We start from the raw sequence: 18,166 nt of genomic DNA on the forward strand, positions 1-18,166 counted from the left end.
GTACCCCAGGGGTTGGCGTCGTTGTTGGTGTAGCGGTAGATGTTGCCGGCCGAGTTGACCCCCCACACGTTGGTCCGCGATCCCACCGCGATCCGTACCAGCGCGCCGCTGATCTGCTTCCAGTGGCCGGCGTCCTGGTCACCGGTGTAGCGGTAGATGTTGCCCGCGGAGTTGACGCCCCAGACGGTGCCGTCGGCACCCGCCCCGATGTCGGTGAGGGCTCCGGGGATCTGTACCCAGGGGCCGGCGTCGTTGTTGGTGTAGCGGTAGATGTTGCCGGCCGAGTTGACCCCCCACACGTTGGTCCTGGACCCCGCTGCGATCCGCACCAGCGCGCCGCTGATCTGCTCCCAATCGGCCATGCGGTCGACTCCTTTCTGCTCAGGGACGATGCACTCGCATGCTCTCCAAGTGGAACGATTCGTCAGTCAAGCGCATTTTTGACATGCTCAATGAGATTGTCCGGAAAGGTCCGTTTATATTTCCGGTGTCCCGCCGGGTGGGGTGGATACGGCTTGGGGGGTCCGTGGAGGTGACGTGAAGTGCGGTCATCCGTTCAGGGCAACCACGGGTGGTGCGTTGACATCCGTGGGTGGGGAGCAACTGCAATGGTGATGCACTCCGTGTGAGCGTGCGTATCGCGCCCACCGGGCGAGCGGTATCGGCCAGCCTTGAGCCGAGGCCTTGTCACTGTCCGTGCACGGACCGTAAGTTGGCCGATTGCGACATGACCTGAGACGCGTCCAGGGGGGACCGCCATGGCCGGAACCGGTCGGCACCGCAGGTATCAGCCGAGCCGTATCAACCGTGCTTCGCTCACCGTCACCGTGGGGGGCGCCGGCATCGCCCTGCCGTTGGTCGGCGCGGGATCCGCGCACGCCGCGTCCGTCGACGTGTGGGAGAAGGTCGCTGCGTGCGAGTCCACCGACAACTGGGGCGTCAACAGCGGCAACGGCCACTACGGCGGTCTGCAGTTCAGCCAGGCCACCTGGGAGGCGTACGGCGGGCGGCAGTACGCCCCGCGCGCGGATCTGGCCACCAAGGACCAGCAGATCGCCGTCGCGGAGAAGGTCCTCGAGGGCCAGGGACCGCAGGCCTGGCCGACCTGCTCGCAGAAGGCGGGGCTGACCCGGTCCGGTGACGCGCCGGACGCCCCCTCGGTACAGCCGCAGGAGGCCGCGCCGCCCAAGCGCATCACCGAGCGGCCCGCCGCGTCGCCCACCACCGTGCCGACCCAGCGGGAGGGCTACACGGTCGCCCGCGGTGACTCGCTGTCCAAGATCGCCCGGTCCGAGCGGGTCACGGGCGGCTGGCAGCGGCTGTACGCGCAGAACCGCACGGTCGTGGGCGACGACCCGGATCTGATCTTCCCCGGGCAGCGACTCGTCCTGCGGGGCAGTGCCGCCGCCCCGTCCGAGCGGCGGACCGCGTCCGGCCCGGCGGTGAAACCCGAGCGACGGGCCGGCCCCGAACAGCAGACGAAACCCAAGGCGAAACCGCAGACCGAGCCGCAGGCCAAGCCGCAGGCGAAACCGCAGACCGGGCCGCAGACGAAACCGCAGGCCAAGCCCGAGCAGCAGACGAAGCCGCGTCCCGCGCCGCGGACCCCCAGGCCCGAATCCAAGCCGAGGCCCCAGCCGGCGAAGCAGCAGACGAAGCCGCAGGCGCCGCGGCCCGCCGCCGCGTTCAGCGCGCCCGTCGCCGCCGGCCCCTCGACCGCCTACCGCAAGACCGGTTCCTCCTGGTCGAGCGGCTACCACACGGGAGTGGACTTCGCCGTCCCCACCGGTACGTCCGTGAAGGCCGTCGCCTCCGGGAAGGTCGTCTCGGCCGGCTGGGCCGGGGCGTACGGCTACGAGGTCGTCATCCGGCACCGCGACGGCAGGTACAGCCAGTACGCGCATCTGTCCGCGCTGAACGTGCGCGCCGGGCAGCAGGTGGCGGCCGGCCAGCGGATAGCCCGCTCAGGATCCACCGGCAACAGCACGGGCCCGCATCTCCACTTCGAGATCCGTACGGGACCCGGGTACGGCTCCGACATCGACCCCCTCGCCTATCTGCGTGCCGGAGGCGTGTCGATCTGACCCCACCCGCCGCGGCAGGCCGTTGCCGAGCCGTTCGATCGTGAGCAGGATCAGCCCGCCGGCCGCCACCACGCCGCAGCCGAGCGCCAGCACCGTGCCCGCCACGCCGTAGCGGAAGTCCTCGCCGAACAGTGTGATCCCCACGACCGCCGCCACCACCGGATTGACGACGGTGAGGGTCGCAAGCGGGGCCGCGAAGCCCGCACCCCGGTAGGACGCCTGCGACAGCAGCAGGCCGCCCGTGGCCAGCGCGGCGATGGCCGCCAGGCTCGGCCACTGGGCGAACGGGGCGTCCCACAGCCACCCCATGGCCACCGACTTGGTGAACACGGAGGCGATACCGAAGGCGACGCCCGCCGCGCCGGCCAGCAGCACGCTCCGTGTGATCGGCCGGTGCACGCCCTGGGCCACCAGGAAGAGCAGTGCCACCGCCCCGGCGGTGGCCGCCGCGAGGAGGCCTCTGTCCGCGGCGGCGAGCGGGCGGGACTCCGCCTCGCCGATCACGGCGAGCAGGCCGGCGAGGCCGGCGGTCGCCATGATCGCGCCACGCCACGCGGTGGCGCCGGCCCTGCGCCGTACGAAGAGGGCCGCCATGGGCAGGGCGAAGACGATCGTCAGAGCTCCCAGCGGCTGGACCAGGCTCAGCGGGCCGTACGCGAGGGCCACGACGTGCAGCACCGCCCCCGTGCTGTTGAGCGCGACGGCGGCCCACCATCCGGGCTGGTGGAGCGGCGCGTACGGCCTGGAGGGGGTGGTGGTCGCGACGTGCTCCTGAAGGATCGCCCCGGCCGCGTACGCGACCGCGGAGACCAGCGAAAGGATCACGGACAGCGCGAGGGAACTCATGATGACCACCCTGTCCCCCTTCTGCCTTCACGTCGTCGTTCTCGAGCAGGCACTTGGCCGTACTGCCGACGTAGTACGGGTGGGGCCCGGGGTCCCCCTTCCGGGCGGGGGGCGTACTCCCCGGGGGGTATCTTTCGGACCGGCCGGCGTGCCGCGGTCACCCCTTCAGTATCCGTCCGGGCGGTCGGGACCGCCCGACCACGCCGGTACCGACCGCCGACCAGCCCGACCAGCCCGACCAGCCCGACCCGCTCGGCCTGCCCGACCTCGACTCGCCCGTCCGCCAGGGACCGGCGGGGACCGGCAGGATCCGGTCAGCAGGGCTGCCGCCACGCCCCCAGGTCGAGCTTCTTGCGCATCGAGCTGAAGCCCAGCCGTCGCGCCTGCCCGCAGAACCGCTCCACGGGCAGCGCGTACTCGACATGGAAGACCGCCTTGCCCGCCTCGACGAACGGTGCCAGCGCGGCGCACCCCCCGTACTGCGCGCACTCCTCGTTCACGGCGAAGTCGAAGTCGCCCACGAGTTCGGGCACTTGATCGAGATCGTTCTTGAGGCCGACCGACAGCCCCCGCTCATGCGCGAGGCGGGCGATCATCCGGTTGTAGGCGAGCTGGTCGGCGGCCGTCAGGGGGAAGCCGGTGTCGTTGGTCCAGCCGTCGAGCAGGTCCGGTTCCACCGCGTCGAAGCCGCGCGTGCGGCACCGCTCGACACGCTCCGCCATGAGCGGTCGCAGGACGTCGAGCCGGCGGATGTCCAGCCAGCGTTCGCCCGCCCAGCCGTTGGGCGAGCCGAGGACGGAGCGCGGGAAGTCGCCGGCGTCGGGGCGGAAGTCCTCCCAAGCTCCGGCGTTGATGTAGCAGATGACCTTGCGGCCCTCCCGGTGGAGCCGGCGTACGGTCGCGGCGTCGTTCTCGAAACCGTCGATGTCGTAGACCGGTACGTCGACGCCGTGGTCGATCGGGCCGTCGAGCTGCCACTGCCAGGCCGTTCCCGGACGCGGCAGCCATCGGGACCCGGTCCCGTCCACCGGGCCGCTGCCGCCGCCCGGTGCGGTGCAGGCGGCGAGGAGCGCCAGCACCACGGCGCCGAGGACCGTACGGGACCGCGCGGTCATGACGTCCTCCCCAGGACCGGCGGCAGCGAGGACCACGGGTTGGGCCCCCGTCCCGGTACCGCACAGTGCACCGCGGCCCCGCGCAGCTCGGCGATGCGTGCCGCCGGACCCGCCAGCCCCCTCGGCACACCGTGCACCAGGTGGCAGAAGGTCTTTGGCGAACGGCCCTCTGTCCACGACGGTGCGGCCGGAGCACTGCGGTACTCCTCCCAGCGGCCCTCGAAGGTGACCAGCAGGTCGGAGAAGGCCGCGTAGCCCGGTACCGGGTGCACTCCCGGATTGAGCGCGACCGTCCGCGCTCCGTGGGCCCGGGCCGCGCGCGCCAGCCGCCGGTAGTGGCGCACCCCGGCCCGGTCCGGGGCGACCTGGTCGAGGAAGAACCCGTCCGTGCCGTACCAGTCCCGGTGACGCCCGTAGTCGCCCGCGACGGCCCGGGCGGAGCGGCGGCCGTAATCGGTGTCCACGTAGCCGAGCACCCGCACGCCCGCCGTCCGCAGGGCGCCTGCCGCCCGGACGAAGGCCGCGTCGGGCGCGGCCCCCGGCCCGTCGGCGACGTTGAGCACGACGCCGTAGAGCAGGGGAGCGCGGTCGACGAGCGTCTGCCATGCGGCCGGGTCGGCATCGGGATGCACATAGAGGGGGACGAGCAGTTTCACGCGCGGCCGTCCACCGTGGGCGCGCCGCCGGGCAGGGACGCCTGCCAGAGGTCCCCGACGGACTCGGGCAGTCCACGGCGCGGCTGCCAGCCCAGGGCGGCGCGGGCGGCCGAGATGTCGGCCGACTGCCATGGAACCGCCGGGGAACGTGCGGATCCGTCGCCGGCCTCGTCGAGGCTCCCGCCGAACCCTGCCGTTCGCACCAGCAGATCCGCCAGCTCCCGCACCCGGGTCGCCCGCCCACTGCCGATGTTGAGGAGCGGCGGCAGTCGGCGCCGCGCGGTCGCCGCCGCGGCGACCGCGTCCGCCACGTCCCGTACGTCGACGAAGTCGCGGTGCGCCGAGAGGTCCCCCACCCGGACCGTCGCGCTGTCGGCGCCCGCCCTCCGCAGCTCGGCGGTGAGCCGGCCGGGCAGGCCCGACGCAGGTGCGCCGGGCCCGACGGGATTGAAGACCCGCAGGACGACGGCGTCCAGACCGGAGGAGGTCACGGCGACCGTCCCCGCCAGCTTCGTCGCGCCGTAGGGGCTCAGCGGCCGGGTCGCGGCCGACTCCGTGACGGGCTCGCCGGGCGCGGACGGGCCGTACTCGGCCGCCGACCCCAGATGGACGAGGCGGGCGGAGGGAACCGTGTCCCTCATCGCCTCGCACAGTGCCGCAGGACCCCGCGCGTTGACGTCCGTGAGCCGCACGGCACTTCCGGAGACGAGGCCCGCACAGTTGACCACCACGTCGGGTTCGGCGCGGCGCAGCGCCGACGAGAGGTCCTCCGCGTCCGCGGTGAGGTCGGTCCTCGGGTCCGAGGCGGGCGCCCGGCCGCCGAGCAGCAGCCGCACGCCCGGCAGGGCGCGCAGCCGCCCGGCGGTGTGACTGCCGAGGAATCCGGTGGACCCCAGCAGGAGGATGCGCACGCTGTTCACGCTCCCTTGAGCAGCAGGCCGCGATGGGTGGTGAACTCGGCGTTCGCGCGGTCGTAGTCGTCCGGCCGGCCGATGTCGAGCCAGTAGCCGTCGAACTCGTAGGCGTGCGGCGGGGTGTCGCCCTTCAGCAGGTCCAGCACCAGTTCGTCGAAGCCCAGCGGCAGGCCGGGGGTGTAGCCGGCGAGGGTGTCACGGCTCAGACCGTACACGCCCATGGAGACGCGGTAGTCCATGCTGGGCTTCTCCGCGAAGGCGGTGACCCTGCCCGACTCGGTGGTGAGGACACCGAAGTCTATGGAGACCTTGCGGGCGTACGTCGCGACGGTCAGCGGCGCGCCGGACGCCTTGTGCCGGGTGAGGACGTCCCCGTGGTCGAGGTCGGTGAGGATGTCCCCGTTCATCACCAGGAATGTCTCGGGCAGCCGGTCCAGCATGGTGAGCAGCGGGCCCATGGTGCCCAGCGGGCTGTCCTCGGTGGCGTATCCGACGCGCAGGCCCCACCGGGAACCGTTGCCGACATAGGCGCGGATGATGTGACCGAGGTGGCCGATGGCGATCGTGCAGCTGGTGAACCCGGCGGAGGCCAGCTGACGGAGCACGATCTCCAGGATCGCGTGCTGGTCCCCGATGGGCACCAGTGGTTTGGGCAGTGCGGTCGTGTACGGGCGGAGCCGGACGCCCTTGCCTCCGGCGAGTATCACTGCGTGCATGGGGCTCCCCTGTGCGTCGGATGTCCGTGTCGGACATCGCGTCGGAATGCGTCAGATGTTGTAGATGCCGGTCTTGTAGCGGGCGAGGTTGGCCGGGTCGCGGAAGAAGTCGATGGTGTGGCAGAGGCCGCGTTCCAGGTCGTGTTCGGGCGCCCAGCCGGTCGCCGCGCGCAACCGGGAGGCGTCGGCCACCAGTCGCATCACCTCGGAGGCGGCCGGCCTGATGCGCTGCTCGTCCTCCCGGACATCGAGCTCCGTGCCCATCAACTTGCCTATGAGAACGGTGAGGTCGGCGACGGATATCTCCTCACCCGTACCGGCGTTGAACGTGCGGCCGGCGACGGCCTCCGCCGGGGCCGTGCCGACGGCCAGGAACGCGCGCGCGGTGTCCTTCACGTAGAGGAAGTCACGGGTGGGGCGGAGGTCCCCGAGGGTGATGGTCCGTTCCCCGGCCGCGACCTGCCCGACGACGGTGGGGATGACCGCGCGCATCGACTGCCGCGGTCCGAAGGTGTTGAACGGCCGCAGGGTCACCACCGGGGTGCCGAAGCTCGCGTGGTAGCTGTCGGCGAGCCGGTCCCCGCCCGCCTTCGAAGCAGCGTACGGGGACTGGGTGTTGATGGGATGGTCCTCGGTGATCGGGACCGTCTGCGCGGTGCCGTACGTCTCGCTGGTGGACGTGTGCACGAGCCGGGGGATGCCCAGCTGCCGCACCGCCTCCAGCACGTTGAGCGTGCCGGTGACGTTGGTGTCCACGTAACTGTGCGGTGCCTGGTACGAGTACGGGATCGCGATGAGCGCGGCCAGGTGGTAGACCGCCTGCGTCCCCTCGACGAGCCGCCGGACGGAACCGGGGTCACGGACGTCCCCGAGGACGATCTCGACCTGGTCCAGCACGTCGGACGGGAGGGTCTCCAGCCAGCCGTAGGAGGAGAAGGAGTTGTACTGGGCCATGGCCCGGACCCGGAATCCCGCGGCGACGAGAGTCTCGGTCAGATGCGAGCCGATGAAGCCCTCTGCCCCGGTGACGGCGACGGGCGTGTTCGGTGTCACGAAGAAAGCTCCCGGTGGTGGAAGGTCGGAAGTTCGGAAGGTCGGAAGGTCGGAATGGCGGTGTGACGGTCGATCGGTCGGTCGTGTGGTCGTGCGGTCGGTCGATCGTGCGGTTGTGCGGTCGTGCGGTCGGTCGTCGGAGGTCACGAGCGAGGGTCCTGGCGATCAGCGGTGCGCGGTGGGGCGGGTGAGCTGCCGCACCGCGGTGAGGAACAGGAGGGCCGCCGCCGTGCCGCGGCAGACGATCCGGACGGGATCGGGCGGCAGCCCGGCGACCGTCGCCCCCGCCTCCGCGGCGGCGGCGAGAAGTGTCACCAGGGCCGGGGCCCACGGCATCGAGAACGCCTGGAGCAGCAGCGCCGTCCACAGCACCGCACCCAGTGCCGACAGGGACAGCAGGGCGGCAGGCCCTCTCCCGAGCAGCAGAGCACCGGCCGCCAGGAGCGCCGAGTACCCGACGAGGCAGAGCACAAGCGCCCTGGTGGCGCGCAGTGCGAAGAGACGTGTGCCGGCGCTGCCGCGCAGCGCGGCCACCGACAGGGAACGGAAGCGGTACAGCAGCCACTCGGCGAGGCCCATGCTGAGGGTCAGGACGACGACTGACGCGGCGTCGGCCGCCCCGGTCAGCGCCGCCAGTACGCCCGCGCCCAGCCCGAACAGCCCGTACGGCACCGGGCTCGGCACGCTCGGCCTGGCTCCGGCTCCGGCTCCCGCGGCGGACGGCTTCGACCGGGACGCGGCCAGGACGGCGTGCGCGGCGGCCGCGGCAGACAGCACGACCGTGGCGAGCAGCAGCGACACGACCAGCGCGACGGGCGGTCTGCCGACCGGGACCGCCGCGGCACCGGCGGCGATCGGCACCAGCGAGGCCAGCAGGAGGCGTTCACGGCCGAGGACGAGCAGGACACTCGCGGCGGCCAGGTAGCAGGACTGTCCGGCGGCGAAGAGGGCGCCCGCACCGGGGCCCGCGACGGCCAGCCCGGCGGCCGCGGCACAGAGCGCTCCGGCAGGCGCGCCGAGTGCCAGAGCCCGTCCGGCCGCCGCCGCACCCTCGGCACCGAGCCGCACATGCGCGCGATGGCTCAGCGCCTGGTTCCACGCCCAGCCGGCGAGCCCGGCGACGACCAGCCCCGCCACGTCCGCCTGTCCCCTCAGCAGATCGCCGCCCAGCACGTACGCCAGACCAGGCATGGCGAAGAGGAGACCGCGCAGGGCGCAGCGGAGGGGGTCGGCACGCCACGGGTCGGGTGACGGCGGTGGCTGCGGACAGTGGCGGGGGACCCGTGCGAACAGGTCCTCCGCCAGGGTGAACAGGTCGGGACGGCCGTAGCGTTCGCCGACCTGATCAGGGGTCAGCCCGTCCGCCTCGAGCAGTGCGGCGACCTCGTAGGGGTGGACGGCGGCGGCGACCGGCTCCAGGAGCCGCTCGGCCAGTTCGTCGACGGGATCCTCGGCCCAACTCGGCCGCCTGTGCGGACGGGGGAGCGGACCGGGCAGCCCACCGGAGACCGCACCGGAGACCGCACCGGAGACCGCACCGGAGACCGGACGGGAGACCGGACGGGAGACCGGACGGGAGACCGGACGGGAGACCGGACGGGAGACCGGACCTGAGAGCGGCGCGGCGAGGAAGGGCAGAGCGTCCCCGTCGCCCGGGACCAGGCGCAACGGGCCGCTCATGAGGCACCCGCGGACACGACCGGCCGCCGGTCGGCCTCCGCCCGGGCACCGAAGGCGAGTTCGAGATAGATCGAGCGGAAGGTGTCGACGGTCTGCCGCAGCGTGAACTGCTCGATCACCCGCAGGCGTGCCCGCTCACCCATCGCCGCCCTGCGCCCCGGATCGCGCAGCAGATCCAGCGCGGCACGGGCCATCGCCTCGGGCTCCCGCGGTGGCACGACCAGACCGCAGCGCCCGACGGCCTCGCGCACTCCGCCGACATCCGTGGAGACCGTGGCCCGGCCGCAGGACATGGCCTCTATCAGTGTGAACGGAAAGCCCTCGCTGATACTGGAGAGCATCACCACGTTGCCCGCCGCGTAGGCGTCCCTGATGTCGTCCACCCGGCCCTCGAACCGGACCGCCTCACCGTGTCCCAGCTCGGCGGCGAGTGCCTCGCAGCTCTCCCGGTACGCCTCCCCGCCGCGAGGGGTGCCGCCGAACAGCCTCAGCCGGGCCTGCGGCATCTCCCGCCGTACGAGTGCGAACGCCCGGATCAGCGTGCCGAGATCCTTGATGGGGTCCACGCGGCCCGCCCAACTAAGGGTCGGCGTCGCGGGCTCCGGACCGGCCGGCGGGAAGGCGGCAGGGTCCACCCCGTTGTAGACGGTGCGTATCAGCCGCGGGTCGGCGCCGCCGCGTTCCTCCCACAGCCGGTTGTACCGGTTGCCCGGTGTGATCAGTGCGGCCACCCGGTACGTCTCCTCCGCCAGCAAACGGTGGAAGCCGAGCAGCAGAGCCTTGACCGGCAGGCGGTAGGGGCCGGTGCGATAACCGAGGTAACGTTCTCTCAGATATACGCCGTGCTCGGTGAGGAGCAGCGGTACGCCGTGCTCCCGCGCGGCCACCAGTCCGGGAAGGGTGGCGATCCCGCCGCTCGCCGCGTGTGTCACGCCGGTCCGGGGAGGAACGGCGGCCAGCGGCCGCAGCGCGTGCTCCAGCAGGTCCGTGGCGGTGAGCGCGTCGTGCACGGTGGGCCGCGCGGCGAACACCGCGAGGTCGCGCCGCGTCCAGACTCCCACCAGCACACGCACCGCGTCGTCGGACCGCAGCGCGGGCGCGAGCACGCCGTCACGGGCCGCGTGGGCCAGCTCGTACAGCGCGGGGCCGAACTCCTCCTCGGCAAAGGGGTCGAGGAGCGCCGTCAGAAACCTCTCGTAACGGTCCATCAGCTTCCGCCTCCGTGCCCCGCGCGGTGCCTTCCCCGCCGGCGGGGGACCCCACAGGGGCACGGTCACCAGGTCCGACACATGGGACGGCAGCTCCCAGACCACGGGCTCGCGTCCTGTGCCGGTGACCGCGGTGACACGGAAGTCGACATCCGGCATACCGCGCACGAGCTGGTCGCACCAGACGCTCACCCCGCCGTGACTGTGTGGATACGTGCCCTCGGTGAGAAGGGTGACCTGCGGCGTGCCGGAGCGCGGCCAAAGTCCTTGTGCCATGCGGAACTGCCCCCGTAGCTGCGAGTGTTCGTATGCGTGACGGCGAGGCTCAGCCCGCGACCCCGTACGCCACCCGCTCCCGTACACCCCGGGGCAGCGGCAGTTCCCGAGCCGGAGCCGGTCGCGGAGCCAGTTCCGAAGCCGGTTCGCGGGCCGGTTCGCGGGCCGGCCTCCAAGCCTGCGCGCCGTCGCCCGCACGGGCGCTGACGGCCGGCGCGGCGGGGAGGGTGAGGGTGATCCGGTCCTGGAGAAGCGCCGGCGCCACCCAGCCGGAGACCGAACCGGCGTACGGACTGCCGAAGGCCGCCGTGCCGAGCAGCAGGTTCTGCCGTGTACCGGTCGGCATCGTGGCCGTGGCCCGCACCCCCGTGGGCGTCCGTACGGTCACCGTGGCACCGATCCGATACGCGGTCACCTGCCCGGCCGCGACCGCCGCCCGCCATGCCGCGCGGCTCTGGAGTTCGGCGCCGATGTCGCGCTGACGCAGATTCACCAGCGGGGTGCTGTCCGCGTACAGGGCCGCATAGGTGTCGAGGACACGGTCGAGCACCGGGTAGGCGATGCGGTCCTCGGCCAGGTTGGACTGATGGATGAAGTGGGGGCGCGGGTCGCCGGACAGCACATGACCGAGCGCGATCCGCGCCTCCAGCGGGACCACGTACCCGGCGTATCCGGTGGCCGGGTCCAGCGGCTCCTCCAGGCATGTGGTGACGGCCGAGGACTCGCAGATGCCGCTGCCGCCGTCCGAGGCACGGGTGTAGATCCAGTTGTACTCGTCGACCTGCTCCGCGGTGCGGCCCGCGTTGTAGAAGACGTTCATCGGGTGGCGGGGCACGGTCAGGGCGGGCCCGACCCGGCGCTGCTCACGGTCACGGGAGTTGTCGGAGGCGAGCGAGGTGATCGCGTTGTCGGCCAGCGCGGGTGCGAGGTTCGGGTTGTCGTCCGTCTGCTGAGGGAGGACCTTGAGCCCGGAGTGCTCCCCGGTGACCAGTTCGTCGTCGCGCATCGGCAGGCCGGCCCGCCGGCCCCAGGCGCGGTTGTCCGCGATCTGCCCGGAGATCTCGCCCCGGCTCACGTACTTCACGCTGCCGTCGGCGTTCCTGGCGCAGGTCCAGGGGACGGTCGAGACGTCCTGCACGCAGCCCAGGAAGGGATGGTTGTACGTGTGGTTGACCCAGCGGTAGAGGTTCCTGTCGGCGGTCAGCTGCGCGGCGAGCGGGTCCGAGCCGCCGTTCTCCTCCTTGTAGAGCTCGCTGCCACCGCCGTTGAAGACCATGTCGAGCGTGAAGTTCCTGGAGGCCGACCACCGGGCCGCGTACCGGGCGTCCTCCGCGGTCATCCGGATCGGGTCCGGCTCACCCTGTCCCGGTGGGCAGTCGACGTCCCCCGGCGTGCAGTTGAGATCGCTGTCCCAGCGGTCGTCCGCGGCGAGCACGTCGTCCACATGGGTCGCGAAATAATGGCGGGCGGCGCCGAGCCGTACGCCCTGGGTCATCCAGTCGACGATGCCCCGCGCCAGCAGCCGGAACTGCTGCTGGTACCGGTTGTAGACGAAGGTCACGACAAGCTCCCGGCGGCCGTCGTGCCGGTACTCGCCGACGATCGAGCCGCGCCCGCCGGAGCCGGGCAGCGGGACGTCCACGTAGCTGGTGAAGTCCGCGTCGGCCATCGGCAGCGCGGCATGGGCGTAGGACTCGCTCACCGCGGTCGAGTTGTCCTCGAAGGGCACCGGCCCGTCGAGGTAGCCGAACGGCCCGGCAAGCCCTGCCGGCGTCACCGCGGCCTCGGCGCCGTCCAGCGATCCGCTGTATCCGCCGTTCACCGGGTGGGCGAGGCCCACCTCGGGCCGGGCGTAGGTGTACGCGTCGACCTGCGGGATCGCGAAGCTCTTCTCGTACGCGCCGAGCGCGCCGAGCTCGGCCGCCGCCAGGCCCGGCGGGCTGTCACTGGGCAGGACCACCGCCTGGTACCTGGCGCGGGGCCGTCCCTCCACGGTGTCGGCGAGGAACCCCGGCTCGATCCGCGGACGGTCCGCCGCGCGGAGATCGACACGGGTGAACGGTGTTCCCTGGTCGCCCAGCTCGGCGGCGATCGCCCCGACGGCGGGGCCGCCGTCGTCGACGACGAGAACCCGCAGGTCGATCCGCGGTGCCGCGGCCTCCGCGGCGCCGGCCCCGGGTGCCACCAGTGCCGGTGCCAGTGTTGCCAGCAGTGCGCTCGCGCAGGCGAGAGCCGTAGTTCGGACGGTGCGCCTCAAGGTGGTCCCTCCCCGACAGGGCATGCCGGACCCCCATCCGGCATGCCCTGCTCCCCCAGAAGTGGCCGATCGCGACGGCGACCGCCACATCGGCTCTGTCGGATCACATAGTGGAGTGCGCTCCGGGGCAGGTGTGTGGGCATTGTGAAACCTGGCGCAAAACGGATACGGCGCAGGCGTGGCCGCGCTCCATGGCGCGCGCAGCCGCAGAGCCCCCTGGCGTCGCACCCTGCCAGGTGGCGGGGTCGTCCGATCGCCCTCGACCTTCAGAGGTCCAGACCAATCAGGGCACCGTCGATCATGGCGACCGTACTCATGAATCCAGCCACGCGCTGGTCTCCGCCCGCGGAGGGCCTGCCGCCGTGACGGACCTCATTTGGTCGACCACCCATCAATCAGTAAAGTCGTGCTTTTGAAACGTGGCATTCGAGTGACCGAGGAACGGCAACCAGCGATGACGGTGACAGAGGACAGCCCGGTGGCCCACGGCCCCGGTATCGACCCGGAGCGGCTGGCCGTCTGCCTGAGCGTGCTCGAAGAGCTCGACAAGCTCGAGGTCGACCACCCCGACGCGATCATGGTCCGCCGCGCCACCGCCGGGATCTACCGGACGGTGAAGCAGCGCCGCCGGCAGGAGCGCCGTGCGGCCAAGACGGCACACGACAAGGCCGTCACCGAGGCGACCGCGACCGGTTCCGCGGCCCGGATCGACGACGAGACACAGGGCCTGCTGCCGTCGTCCTCCAGCCTGGGCGAGATCGCGGGCGTGCTGCAGCGCCCCCGTTCCTGCTACACCTGCAAGGACCGCTACGTCGAGGTCGACGCGTTCTACCACCAGCTGTGCCGGCGCTGCGCCGCCGAGAACCGAGCCCGCCGCGACGCCCGCACCGACCTGACCGGCAAGCGCGCACTGCTCACGGGCGGCCGGGCCAAGATCGGCATGTACATCGCGCTGCGTCTGCTGCGTGACGGTGCTCACACCACCATCACCACGCGGTTCCCGAACGACGCCATCCGCCGTTTCAAGGCGATGCCGGACAGCGACGAGTGGATCCACCGCCTGAAGATCGTCGGCATCGACCTCCGTGACCCGGCGCAGGTCGTCGCCCTCGCCGACTCCGTGGCCGCCCAGGGCCCGCTGGACATCCTGATCAACAACGCCGCCCAGACGGTACGCCGCTCCCCGCAGGCGTACCGGGAGTTGCTCACGGCGGAGTCGGCGCCCCTGCCGGCGGGCGAACTGCCGCCCGCCGAGGTCATCGGAACGTTCGGCAGCGGCGCCGTCGACTCGGTGGCCGCGCTTCCGTCGGCGGGCAAGGAGGGCCTGACGGCCCAGGACGTCACCGACCTCGCCCTGGTCAGCGGCTCCGCCTCGCTGGAGCGCATCGCGGCGGGCACGGCCATCGACGCCGGCGGCCTGGTGCCCGATCTCCACGACACGAACAGCTGGATCCAGACCGTCTCGGAGGTCGACCCGGTCGAACTCCTCGAAGTCCAGCTGTGCAACTCCACCGCGCCGTTCATCCTGATCAGCCGCCTCCGTCCGGCGATGGCCGCCGCGGCGGGCAAGCGGAAGTACGTCGTGAACGTCTCCGCGATGGAGGGCGTGTTCAGCCGCGGCTACAAGGGCGCGGGCCACCCGCACACGAACATGGCCAAGGCCGCCCTGAACATGCTGACGCGTACCAGCGCGCAGGAGATGTTCGAGGCGGACGGCATCCTGATGACGGCCGTCGACACCGGCTGGATCACCGACGAGCGGCCGCACCCCGACAAGATGCGTCTCGCCGACGCGGGCTTCCACGCCCCGCTCGACCTGATCGACGGCGCCGCCCGCGTCTACGACCCGATCGTCCGCGGCGAGGACGGCGAAGACCTCTACGGCTGCTTCCTCAAGGACTACGCCCCGGCGAACTGGTAGGCCCCGAGAGGTACATGAGCAGCACACTCACGGCCGGTGCACCCGACAGGGGTGCACCGGCCGTCTGTTTCGGTTCGGACACGGTTCTGGCCTGAATCGAGTGGAATTGAAGGCCCCATCGAGCGCGGTGGTGCTCATTTGGTTACCCTGGGGTGAATGGACAGCCACCAAGGGATCCACGAAACCCCTTCGGCAGTCCTGGGACAGGTCTGCAACCAGGCTGCGGTCCCGCCCGAGTGACGGCGCCACCGCGACCGAACTGCCCTGTCCCAGTTACGCGACACAGAGGAGTGCGCGGTGACACCAGATGTGAAGCAAGACCAGCGACCGCCGGAGCGCGGCGGCGAGCGGGCCGGCAAGGCCGACGAGATCGGCAACCTCGAGGTCTGGGCCCGCTCGGCCCCGATCCGGCTCGCCGGTTACGAGGAGGACCTCGCCGAACCGCACATCCTGCCAGGCATCGACTGACCGGCGCTTCCCTCTGTGCCCCCTGTCCGCCCCGGCAGGGGGCACACGGATGACCTGCCGGCGCCGGGCCACCACCGGGTGCCGGGTCGCACCGCTCACGACAGCCGTGTCGGCGCCAGGAACTCGCGTACGAAGGTGCGGTGCCAACGGGCCCCGGTCTCCCGCCGCTCGCGCCGGGTCGTGAAGCGGTAGCGGTAGAGCCGCGCCCGCACATGGGCGGGCGGCGCGTCGGGGAAGGGGTTGCGGCGCAGCAGCCGGAGCGTGTCACGGTCTCCTTCGAGCAGCCGCTCGACGAACGGCAGGAACCAGGAGCGCGCATAGGCGGGGGAGAGCGCCGCAAACCACATCATCCAGTCGAGCCGCAGATGGTACGGGGCGTACTGACGCGGCAACCGCCGGACGTCGCCCGGCTTCCCCTTGAACTCGTACTCCCGCCAGACGGTGCCCTCGTGAAGGGTCGTCTCCTCCGTTCCCTCGACGACGAGTTCCTGCCTGACCCGGCCCACCGTGCCGAACGCTCCGTAGGAGTTGACCAGGTGCAGTGCGTCGTAGGAGCGGTTCATCGCCTGCTGCTTCGAGAGCAGGTTGCGTGCCGGACGGTAGCTCAGGCCGAGCAGCAGCGCCGTGGCGGCGATCACCACGATCTCGTACCAGAGCGACGCCTCGGGCAGGGCATGCCGGCCGGTGACCGCGGAGGCGTCCACCGCGGACAGCGCGAGCACGATCGTCAGCCAGTTCAGCCAGGCGAAGTTGCCGGACAGGACCAGCCACAACTGCGTCACCACGATCAGCGCCGCGGCCACGCTCGCCACCGGCTGGGGCGTGAACAGCAGTACGGGAACGCCGAGTTGGACCACGTGGTTGGCCGCCACCTCCACCCGGTGCACGCGGCGGGGCAGCAGGTGGAAGAGCCGGCTCAGCGGCCCGGGCATCGGCTGTGTCTCGTGGTGGAAGTAGAGACACGTCAGATCGCGCCAGCACCTGTCACCGCGGAGCTTGATCAGCCCCGCTCCGAACTCCACCCGGAACAACAGCCAGCGCAGCAGCCACAGCACCAGCACGGGGGGCTGGGTGCGTTCGTTGCCCAGCAGGATCGCGAGAAAGCCGGTCTCCAGCAGCAGCGACTCCCACCCGAAGCCGTACCAGGTCTGGCCGACGTTGACGATCGAGAGGTACAGCAGCCACAACACCGCCCACCAGGCCATCGCCGCACCGAGCGGCAGCCGGTCGGCCGCTCCGGCGGCCAGCGCCGCGGCGAGCAGGCAGCCGGTCCAGGCGACCAGGGCGAAGAAGCGGTCGGAGTAGTGCAGTCGGAACAGACTCGGCGAGCTTCTGGCGGGCACCCGGCGCAGGAAGTCCGGTACGGGCAGCATGCCGCGCTCGCCGATCAGGGCCCGGAACTGCAGTGCGGCGGAGAGGAAGGCGACGAGATACACGCCGGCGAGAGCCCGCTGGAAGACCAGCCGGCTCAGCCGGTAAGCGTCGTCGCCGAACCACTCCATCGCTTCCAGTATCGGCCCGCGACCGTGTATCAGCCTGCGGCGATCCGTCTCAGCGTGTTGCCCAGCCGCCGGGCGTACCAGCGCTGCACCACGGGCACGAGCGGGCCGCCGAGCCTGGTGTACCAGGCGGCGGGGCGGCTGAAGGCCAGCACGGTGAACCACACGGAGCCGTCGTCGTGCAGGTCCACGAGGAACGACTCCTCCCCGAGCTCGGGGTGTCCGGTGAGCGTCCCGTAGGCGAAGCCGGTCCGGTCCTGCTCGTACGCGGTCCAGATCACCTCGCAGGGCACGCGGAGGCGGACCGGTCCGATGCCTGCGGAGACCTCGACGCGTACGCCGGGCTCCGCCCGCTCGGCCGAGGCCCGCAGGCCGGCCCCCGACATCCGGTGCATCCGCCACCCCGTCACCGCGGCGCCCGCCGCCTCGAAGGCGGCCCGGCCGCTGCCGATCCGGGTGGTGTGGTGGAGGTGGTGGTAGCCGGCGGGCAGCGGGCCGTGCCGGGTGGCGCCGACCTCCTGGTAGCTGAGGCTGCGGGCATTGTTCTTCGATGCGGCGCTCATACGGCACTCTCCTTCATGTCCTTGATCCTCCGCCAGGCCGCCACCGAGCAGCACGCGAAGCCGAGGGCGTTGCCGAGACCGTGGGTGGCGGCCATCCAGGTCAGGCTCGGGTGCCAGATCTCCGCCGCCTCGCCGACCGCCCAGCTCAGCGCGAGCAGCATCGTCGCCACGAGCACGGCCGCGGAGACGGCGAGCAGGGCGCGTGTGCACGGGTCGCGCTCCGCGCCCCGTACGTCCCGCCAGGTCAGCAGGGCGACGGCCCACATGCCCGCGGTCAGCACCAGCGAGCCGGCAAGTTCCGCCCAGTCGTCGAGGAAGTAGCCGCCGAGGACGGTCAGCGTGCCGAGCGGCACGCTCACGGCGGCGAACCGGGCGAGGGGACCGGCGGCCGAGGCGCAGACCAGGCCCGCGACGAGCGCGGCGGCGAATCCGGCGAAGTGGAAGTGCGGAACGGTCAGAGCCAGGATCGGCAGCGTGAAGCCGAACAGCTCGTGCCCGGCCCGCTCCGCGACCAGCGCCAGACCCGCGACGGACGGTGTGACCAGTGCGGTCAGTACCGCGATCTCACCGGGGGCGACCGAGCGGGTGCGGGCCAGTCGCCGCGGCGCATGCGCGGCGAGCAGGAGCGTGCCGGCCGCGTAGACGACGGCGAGTGCCGTGGCGGCGGCCCCTCGGGGCAGCCACAGGGCGACCGCCCCCGGCACGGCGAACAGCGGCCACATACGCCGAACGGGCGCGAGCCGTACGGGCTCCACAAGGCGCAGTCCCGCGGGTACGACGACCAGCATCCCCAGCATGACGATCAGGTTGACCAGTACGAACATGCCCCGCCCCCCATCGATTGAACGTGTTCAAGTTCCGACGCGTCGAGACTATGCGCTGAACTGAACGCGTTCAAGTCGCGGCGTTC

Annotated in this window: 16 protein-coding genes; 3 read left to right on the forward strand and 13 right to left on the reverse strand. The window is 71.8% G+C overall.

Features of this window, described 5'->3' with window-relative positions:
• Window positions 1-362 (reverse strand): tectonin domain-containing protein (locus tag ACFYV1_RS06795; RefSeq protein ID WP_389394272.1); only part of this gene is annotated, 362 nt, incomplete at its 3' end.
• A 396-nt stretch (window positions 363-758) separates the two neighbouring features.
• Here ACFYV1_RS06795 and ACFYV1_RS06800 point away from each other — a divergent pair.
• The gene (locus ACFYV1_RS06800) at window positions 759-2,084 is read left to right on the forward strand and encodes a peptidoglycan DD-metalloendopeptidase family protein (protein ID WP_389394273.1); all 1,326 of its coding nucleotides are present in this window, start codon (window positions 759-761) and stop codon (window positions 2,082-2,084) included.
• Here the strand turns inward: ACFYV1_RS06800 and ACFYV1_RS06805 are convergent.
• The 9 genes from ACFYV1_RS06805 to ACFYV1_RS06845 form a co-directional block, all read right to left on the reverse strand.
• Entirely contained in the window at window positions 1,965-2,930 is a 966-nt protein-coding gene (locus tag ACFYV1_RS06805) for a DMT family transporter (protein ID WP_389394274.1), read from the reverse strand. The genes ACFYV1_RS06800 and ACFYV1_RS06805 overlap by 120 nt on opposite strands.
• 314 nt (window positions 2,931-3,244) lie before the next feature.
• Window positions 3,245-4,045 (reverse strand): endo alpha-1,4 polygalactosaminidase, encoded by an 801-nt coding sequence (locus tag ACFYV1_RS06810; RefSeq protein ID WP_389394275.1) that lies wholly within the window; start codon window positions 4,043-4,045, stop codon window positions 3,245-3,247.
• Window positions 4,042-4,701, reverse strand: a complete 660-nt coding sequence (locus tag ACFYV1_RS06815; protein WP_389394276.1) for a spherulation-specific family 4 protein — start codon at window positions 4,699-4,701, stop codon at window positions 4,042-4,044. Before ACFYV1_RS06815 ends, ACFYV1_RS06810 begins: the two co-directional genes overlap by 4 nt.
• A complete protein-coding gene (locus ACFYV1_RS06820; RefSeq protein WP_389394277.1) occupies window positions 4,698-5,612 on the reverse strand; it encodes an NAD-dependent epimerase/dehydratase family protein in 915 nt (304 codons plus the stop codon). The genes ACFYV1_RS06815 and ACFYV1_RS06820 overlap by 4 nt, the downstream gene beginning before the upstream one ends.
• Before the next feature lie 5 nt (window positions 5,613-5,617).
• The gene (locus ACFYV1_RS06825; RefSeq protein ID WP_389394278.1) at window positions 5,618-6,331 is read right to left on the reverse strand and encodes an NDP-sugar synthase; all 714 of its coding nucleotides are present in this window, start codon (window positions 6,329-6,331) and stop codon (window positions 5,618-5,620) included.
• A gap of 51 nt (window positions 6,332-6,382) precedes the next feature.
• Window positions 6,383-7,384 carry an SDR family NAD(P)-dependent oxidoreductase gene (locus tag ACFYV1_RS06830; RefSeq protein ID WP_389394279.1) on the reverse strand — a complete coding sequence of 334 codons (1,002 nt, stop codon included), beginning with the start codon at window positions 7,382-7,384 and terminating at the stop codon, window positions 6,383-6,385.
• A 165-nt stretch (window positions 7,385-7,549) separates the two neighbouring features.
• Entirely contained in the window at window positions 7,550-9,064 is a 1,515-nt protein-coding gene (locus tag ACFYV1_RS06835; protein ID WP_389394280.1) for a hypothetical protein, read from the reverse strand.
• Window positions 9,061-10,548 (reverse strand): GT4 family glycosyltransferase PelF, encoded by a 1,488-nt coding sequence (gene pelF / locus ACFYV1_RS06840; protein WP_389394281.1) that lies wholly within the window; start codon window positions 10,546-10,548, stop codon window positions 9,061-9,063. The genes ACFYV1_RS06835 and pelF overlap by 4 nt, the downstream gene beginning before the upstream one ends.
• 49 nt (window positions 10,549-10,597) lie before the next feature.
• A complete protein-coding gene (locus ACFYV1_RS06845) occupies window positions 10,598-12,805 on the reverse strand; it encodes a hypothetical protein (RefSeq protein WP_389394282.1) in 2,208 nt (735 codons plus the stop codon).
• Between the two features lie 454 nt (window positions 12,806-13,259).
• On the opposite strand from ACFYV1_RS06845, the gene ACFYV1_RS06850 reads away from it, so the two are divergent.
• Window positions 13,260-14,726 carry an SDR family NAD(P)-dependent oxidoreductase gene (locus tag ACFYV1_RS06850; protein ID WP_389394283.1) on the forward strand — a complete coding sequence of 489 codons (1,467 nt, stop codon included), beginning with the start codon at window positions 13,260-13,262 and terminating at the stop codon, window positions 14,724-14,726.
• Window positions 14,727-15,023: 297 nt separating this feature from the next.
• On the forward strand, window positions 15,024-15,194 hold the full coding sequence (locus tag ACFYV1_RS06855; protein WP_389394284.1) for a hypothetical protein: 171 nt from the start codon (window positions 15,024-15,026) through the stop codon (window positions 15,192-15,194).
• A 95-nt stretch (window positions 15,195-15,289) separates the two neighbouring features.
• On the opposite strand, the gene ACFYV1_RS06860 is transcribed toward ACFYV1_RS06855, so the two are convergent.
• Genes ACFYV1_RS06860 through ACFYV1_RS06870 form a run of 3 tightly spaced genes read right to left on the reverse strand, consistent with a single transcriptional unit; the run spans window position 15,290 to window position 18,080 of the window.
• Window positions 15,290-16,696 (reverse strand): lipase maturation factor family protein, encoded by a 1,407-nt coding sequence (locus ACFYV1_RS06860; protein ID WP_389394285.1) that lies wholly within the window; start codon window positions 16,694-16,696, stop codon window positions 15,290-15,292.
• 29 nt (window positions 16,697-16,725) lie between these two features.
• Window positions 16,726-17,256 (reverse strand): DUF1990 family protein, encoded by a 531-nt coding sequence (locus ACFYV1_RS06865; RefSeq protein ID WP_389394286.1) that lies wholly within the window; start codon window positions 17,254-17,256, stop codon window positions 16,726-16,728.
• Complete coding sequence (locus tag ACFYV1_RS06870) at window positions 17,253-18,080, reverse strand: YndJ family protein (protein WP_389394287.1); 828 nt, start codon at window positions 18,078-18,080, stop codon at window positions 17,253-17,255. The genes ACFYV1_RS06865 and ACFYV1_RS06870 overlap by 4 nt, the downstream gene beginning before the upstream one ends.
• Window positions 18,081-18,166 lie beyond the last annotated feature (86 nt).

This window comes from Streptomyces sp. NPDC003023, assembly GCF_042888225.1.
GTDB lineage: Bacteria > Actinomycetota > Actinomycetes > Streptomycetales > Streptomycetaceae > Streptomyces.

Bases quoted from the DNA above. Each gene is read 5' to 3' on its own strand.
- ACFYV1_RS06800 (WP_389394273.1), top strand. From the start codon at position 759: ATGGCCGGAACCGGTCGGCACCGCAGGTATCAGCCGAGCCGTATCAAC.
- ACFYV1_RS06805 (WP_389394274.1), bottom strand. From the start codon at position 2,930: ATGAGTTCCCTCGCGCTGTCCGTGATCCTTTCGCTGGTCTCCGCGGTC.
- ACFYV1_RS06810 (WP_389394275.1), bottom strand. From the start codon at position 4,045: ATGACCGCGCGGTCCCGTACGGTCCTCGGCGCCGTGGTGCTGGCGCTC.
- ACFYV1_RS06825 (WP_389394278.1), bottom strand. From the start codon at position 6,331: ATGCACGCAGTGATACTCGCCGGAGGCAAGGGCGTCCGGCTCCGCCCG.
- ACFYV1_RS06835 (WP_389394280.1), bottom strand. From the start codon at position 9,064: ATGAGCGGCCCGTTGCGCCTGGTCCCGGGCGACGGGGACGCTCTGCCC.
- pelF (WP_389394281.1), bottom strand. From the start codon at position 10,548: ATGGCACAAGGACTTTGGCCGCGCTCCGGCACGCCGCAGGTCACCCTT.
- ACFYV1_RS06850 (WP_389394283.1), top strand. From the start codon at position 13,260: ATGACGGTGACAGAGGACAGCCCGGTGGCCCACGGCCCCGGTATCGAC.
- ACFYV1_RS06860 (WP_389394285.1), bottom strand. From the start codon at position 16,696: ATGGAGTGGTTCGGCGACGACGCTTACCGGCTGAGCCGGCTGGTCTTC.
- ACFYV1_RS06865 (WP_389394286.1), bottom strand. From the start codon at position 17,256: ATGAGCGCCGCATCGAAGAACAATGCCCGCAGCCTCAGCTACCAGGAG.
- ACFYV1_RS06870 (WP_389394287.1), bottom strand. From the start codon at position 18,080: ATGTTCGTACTGGTCAACCTGATCGTCATGCTGGGGATGCTGGTCGTC.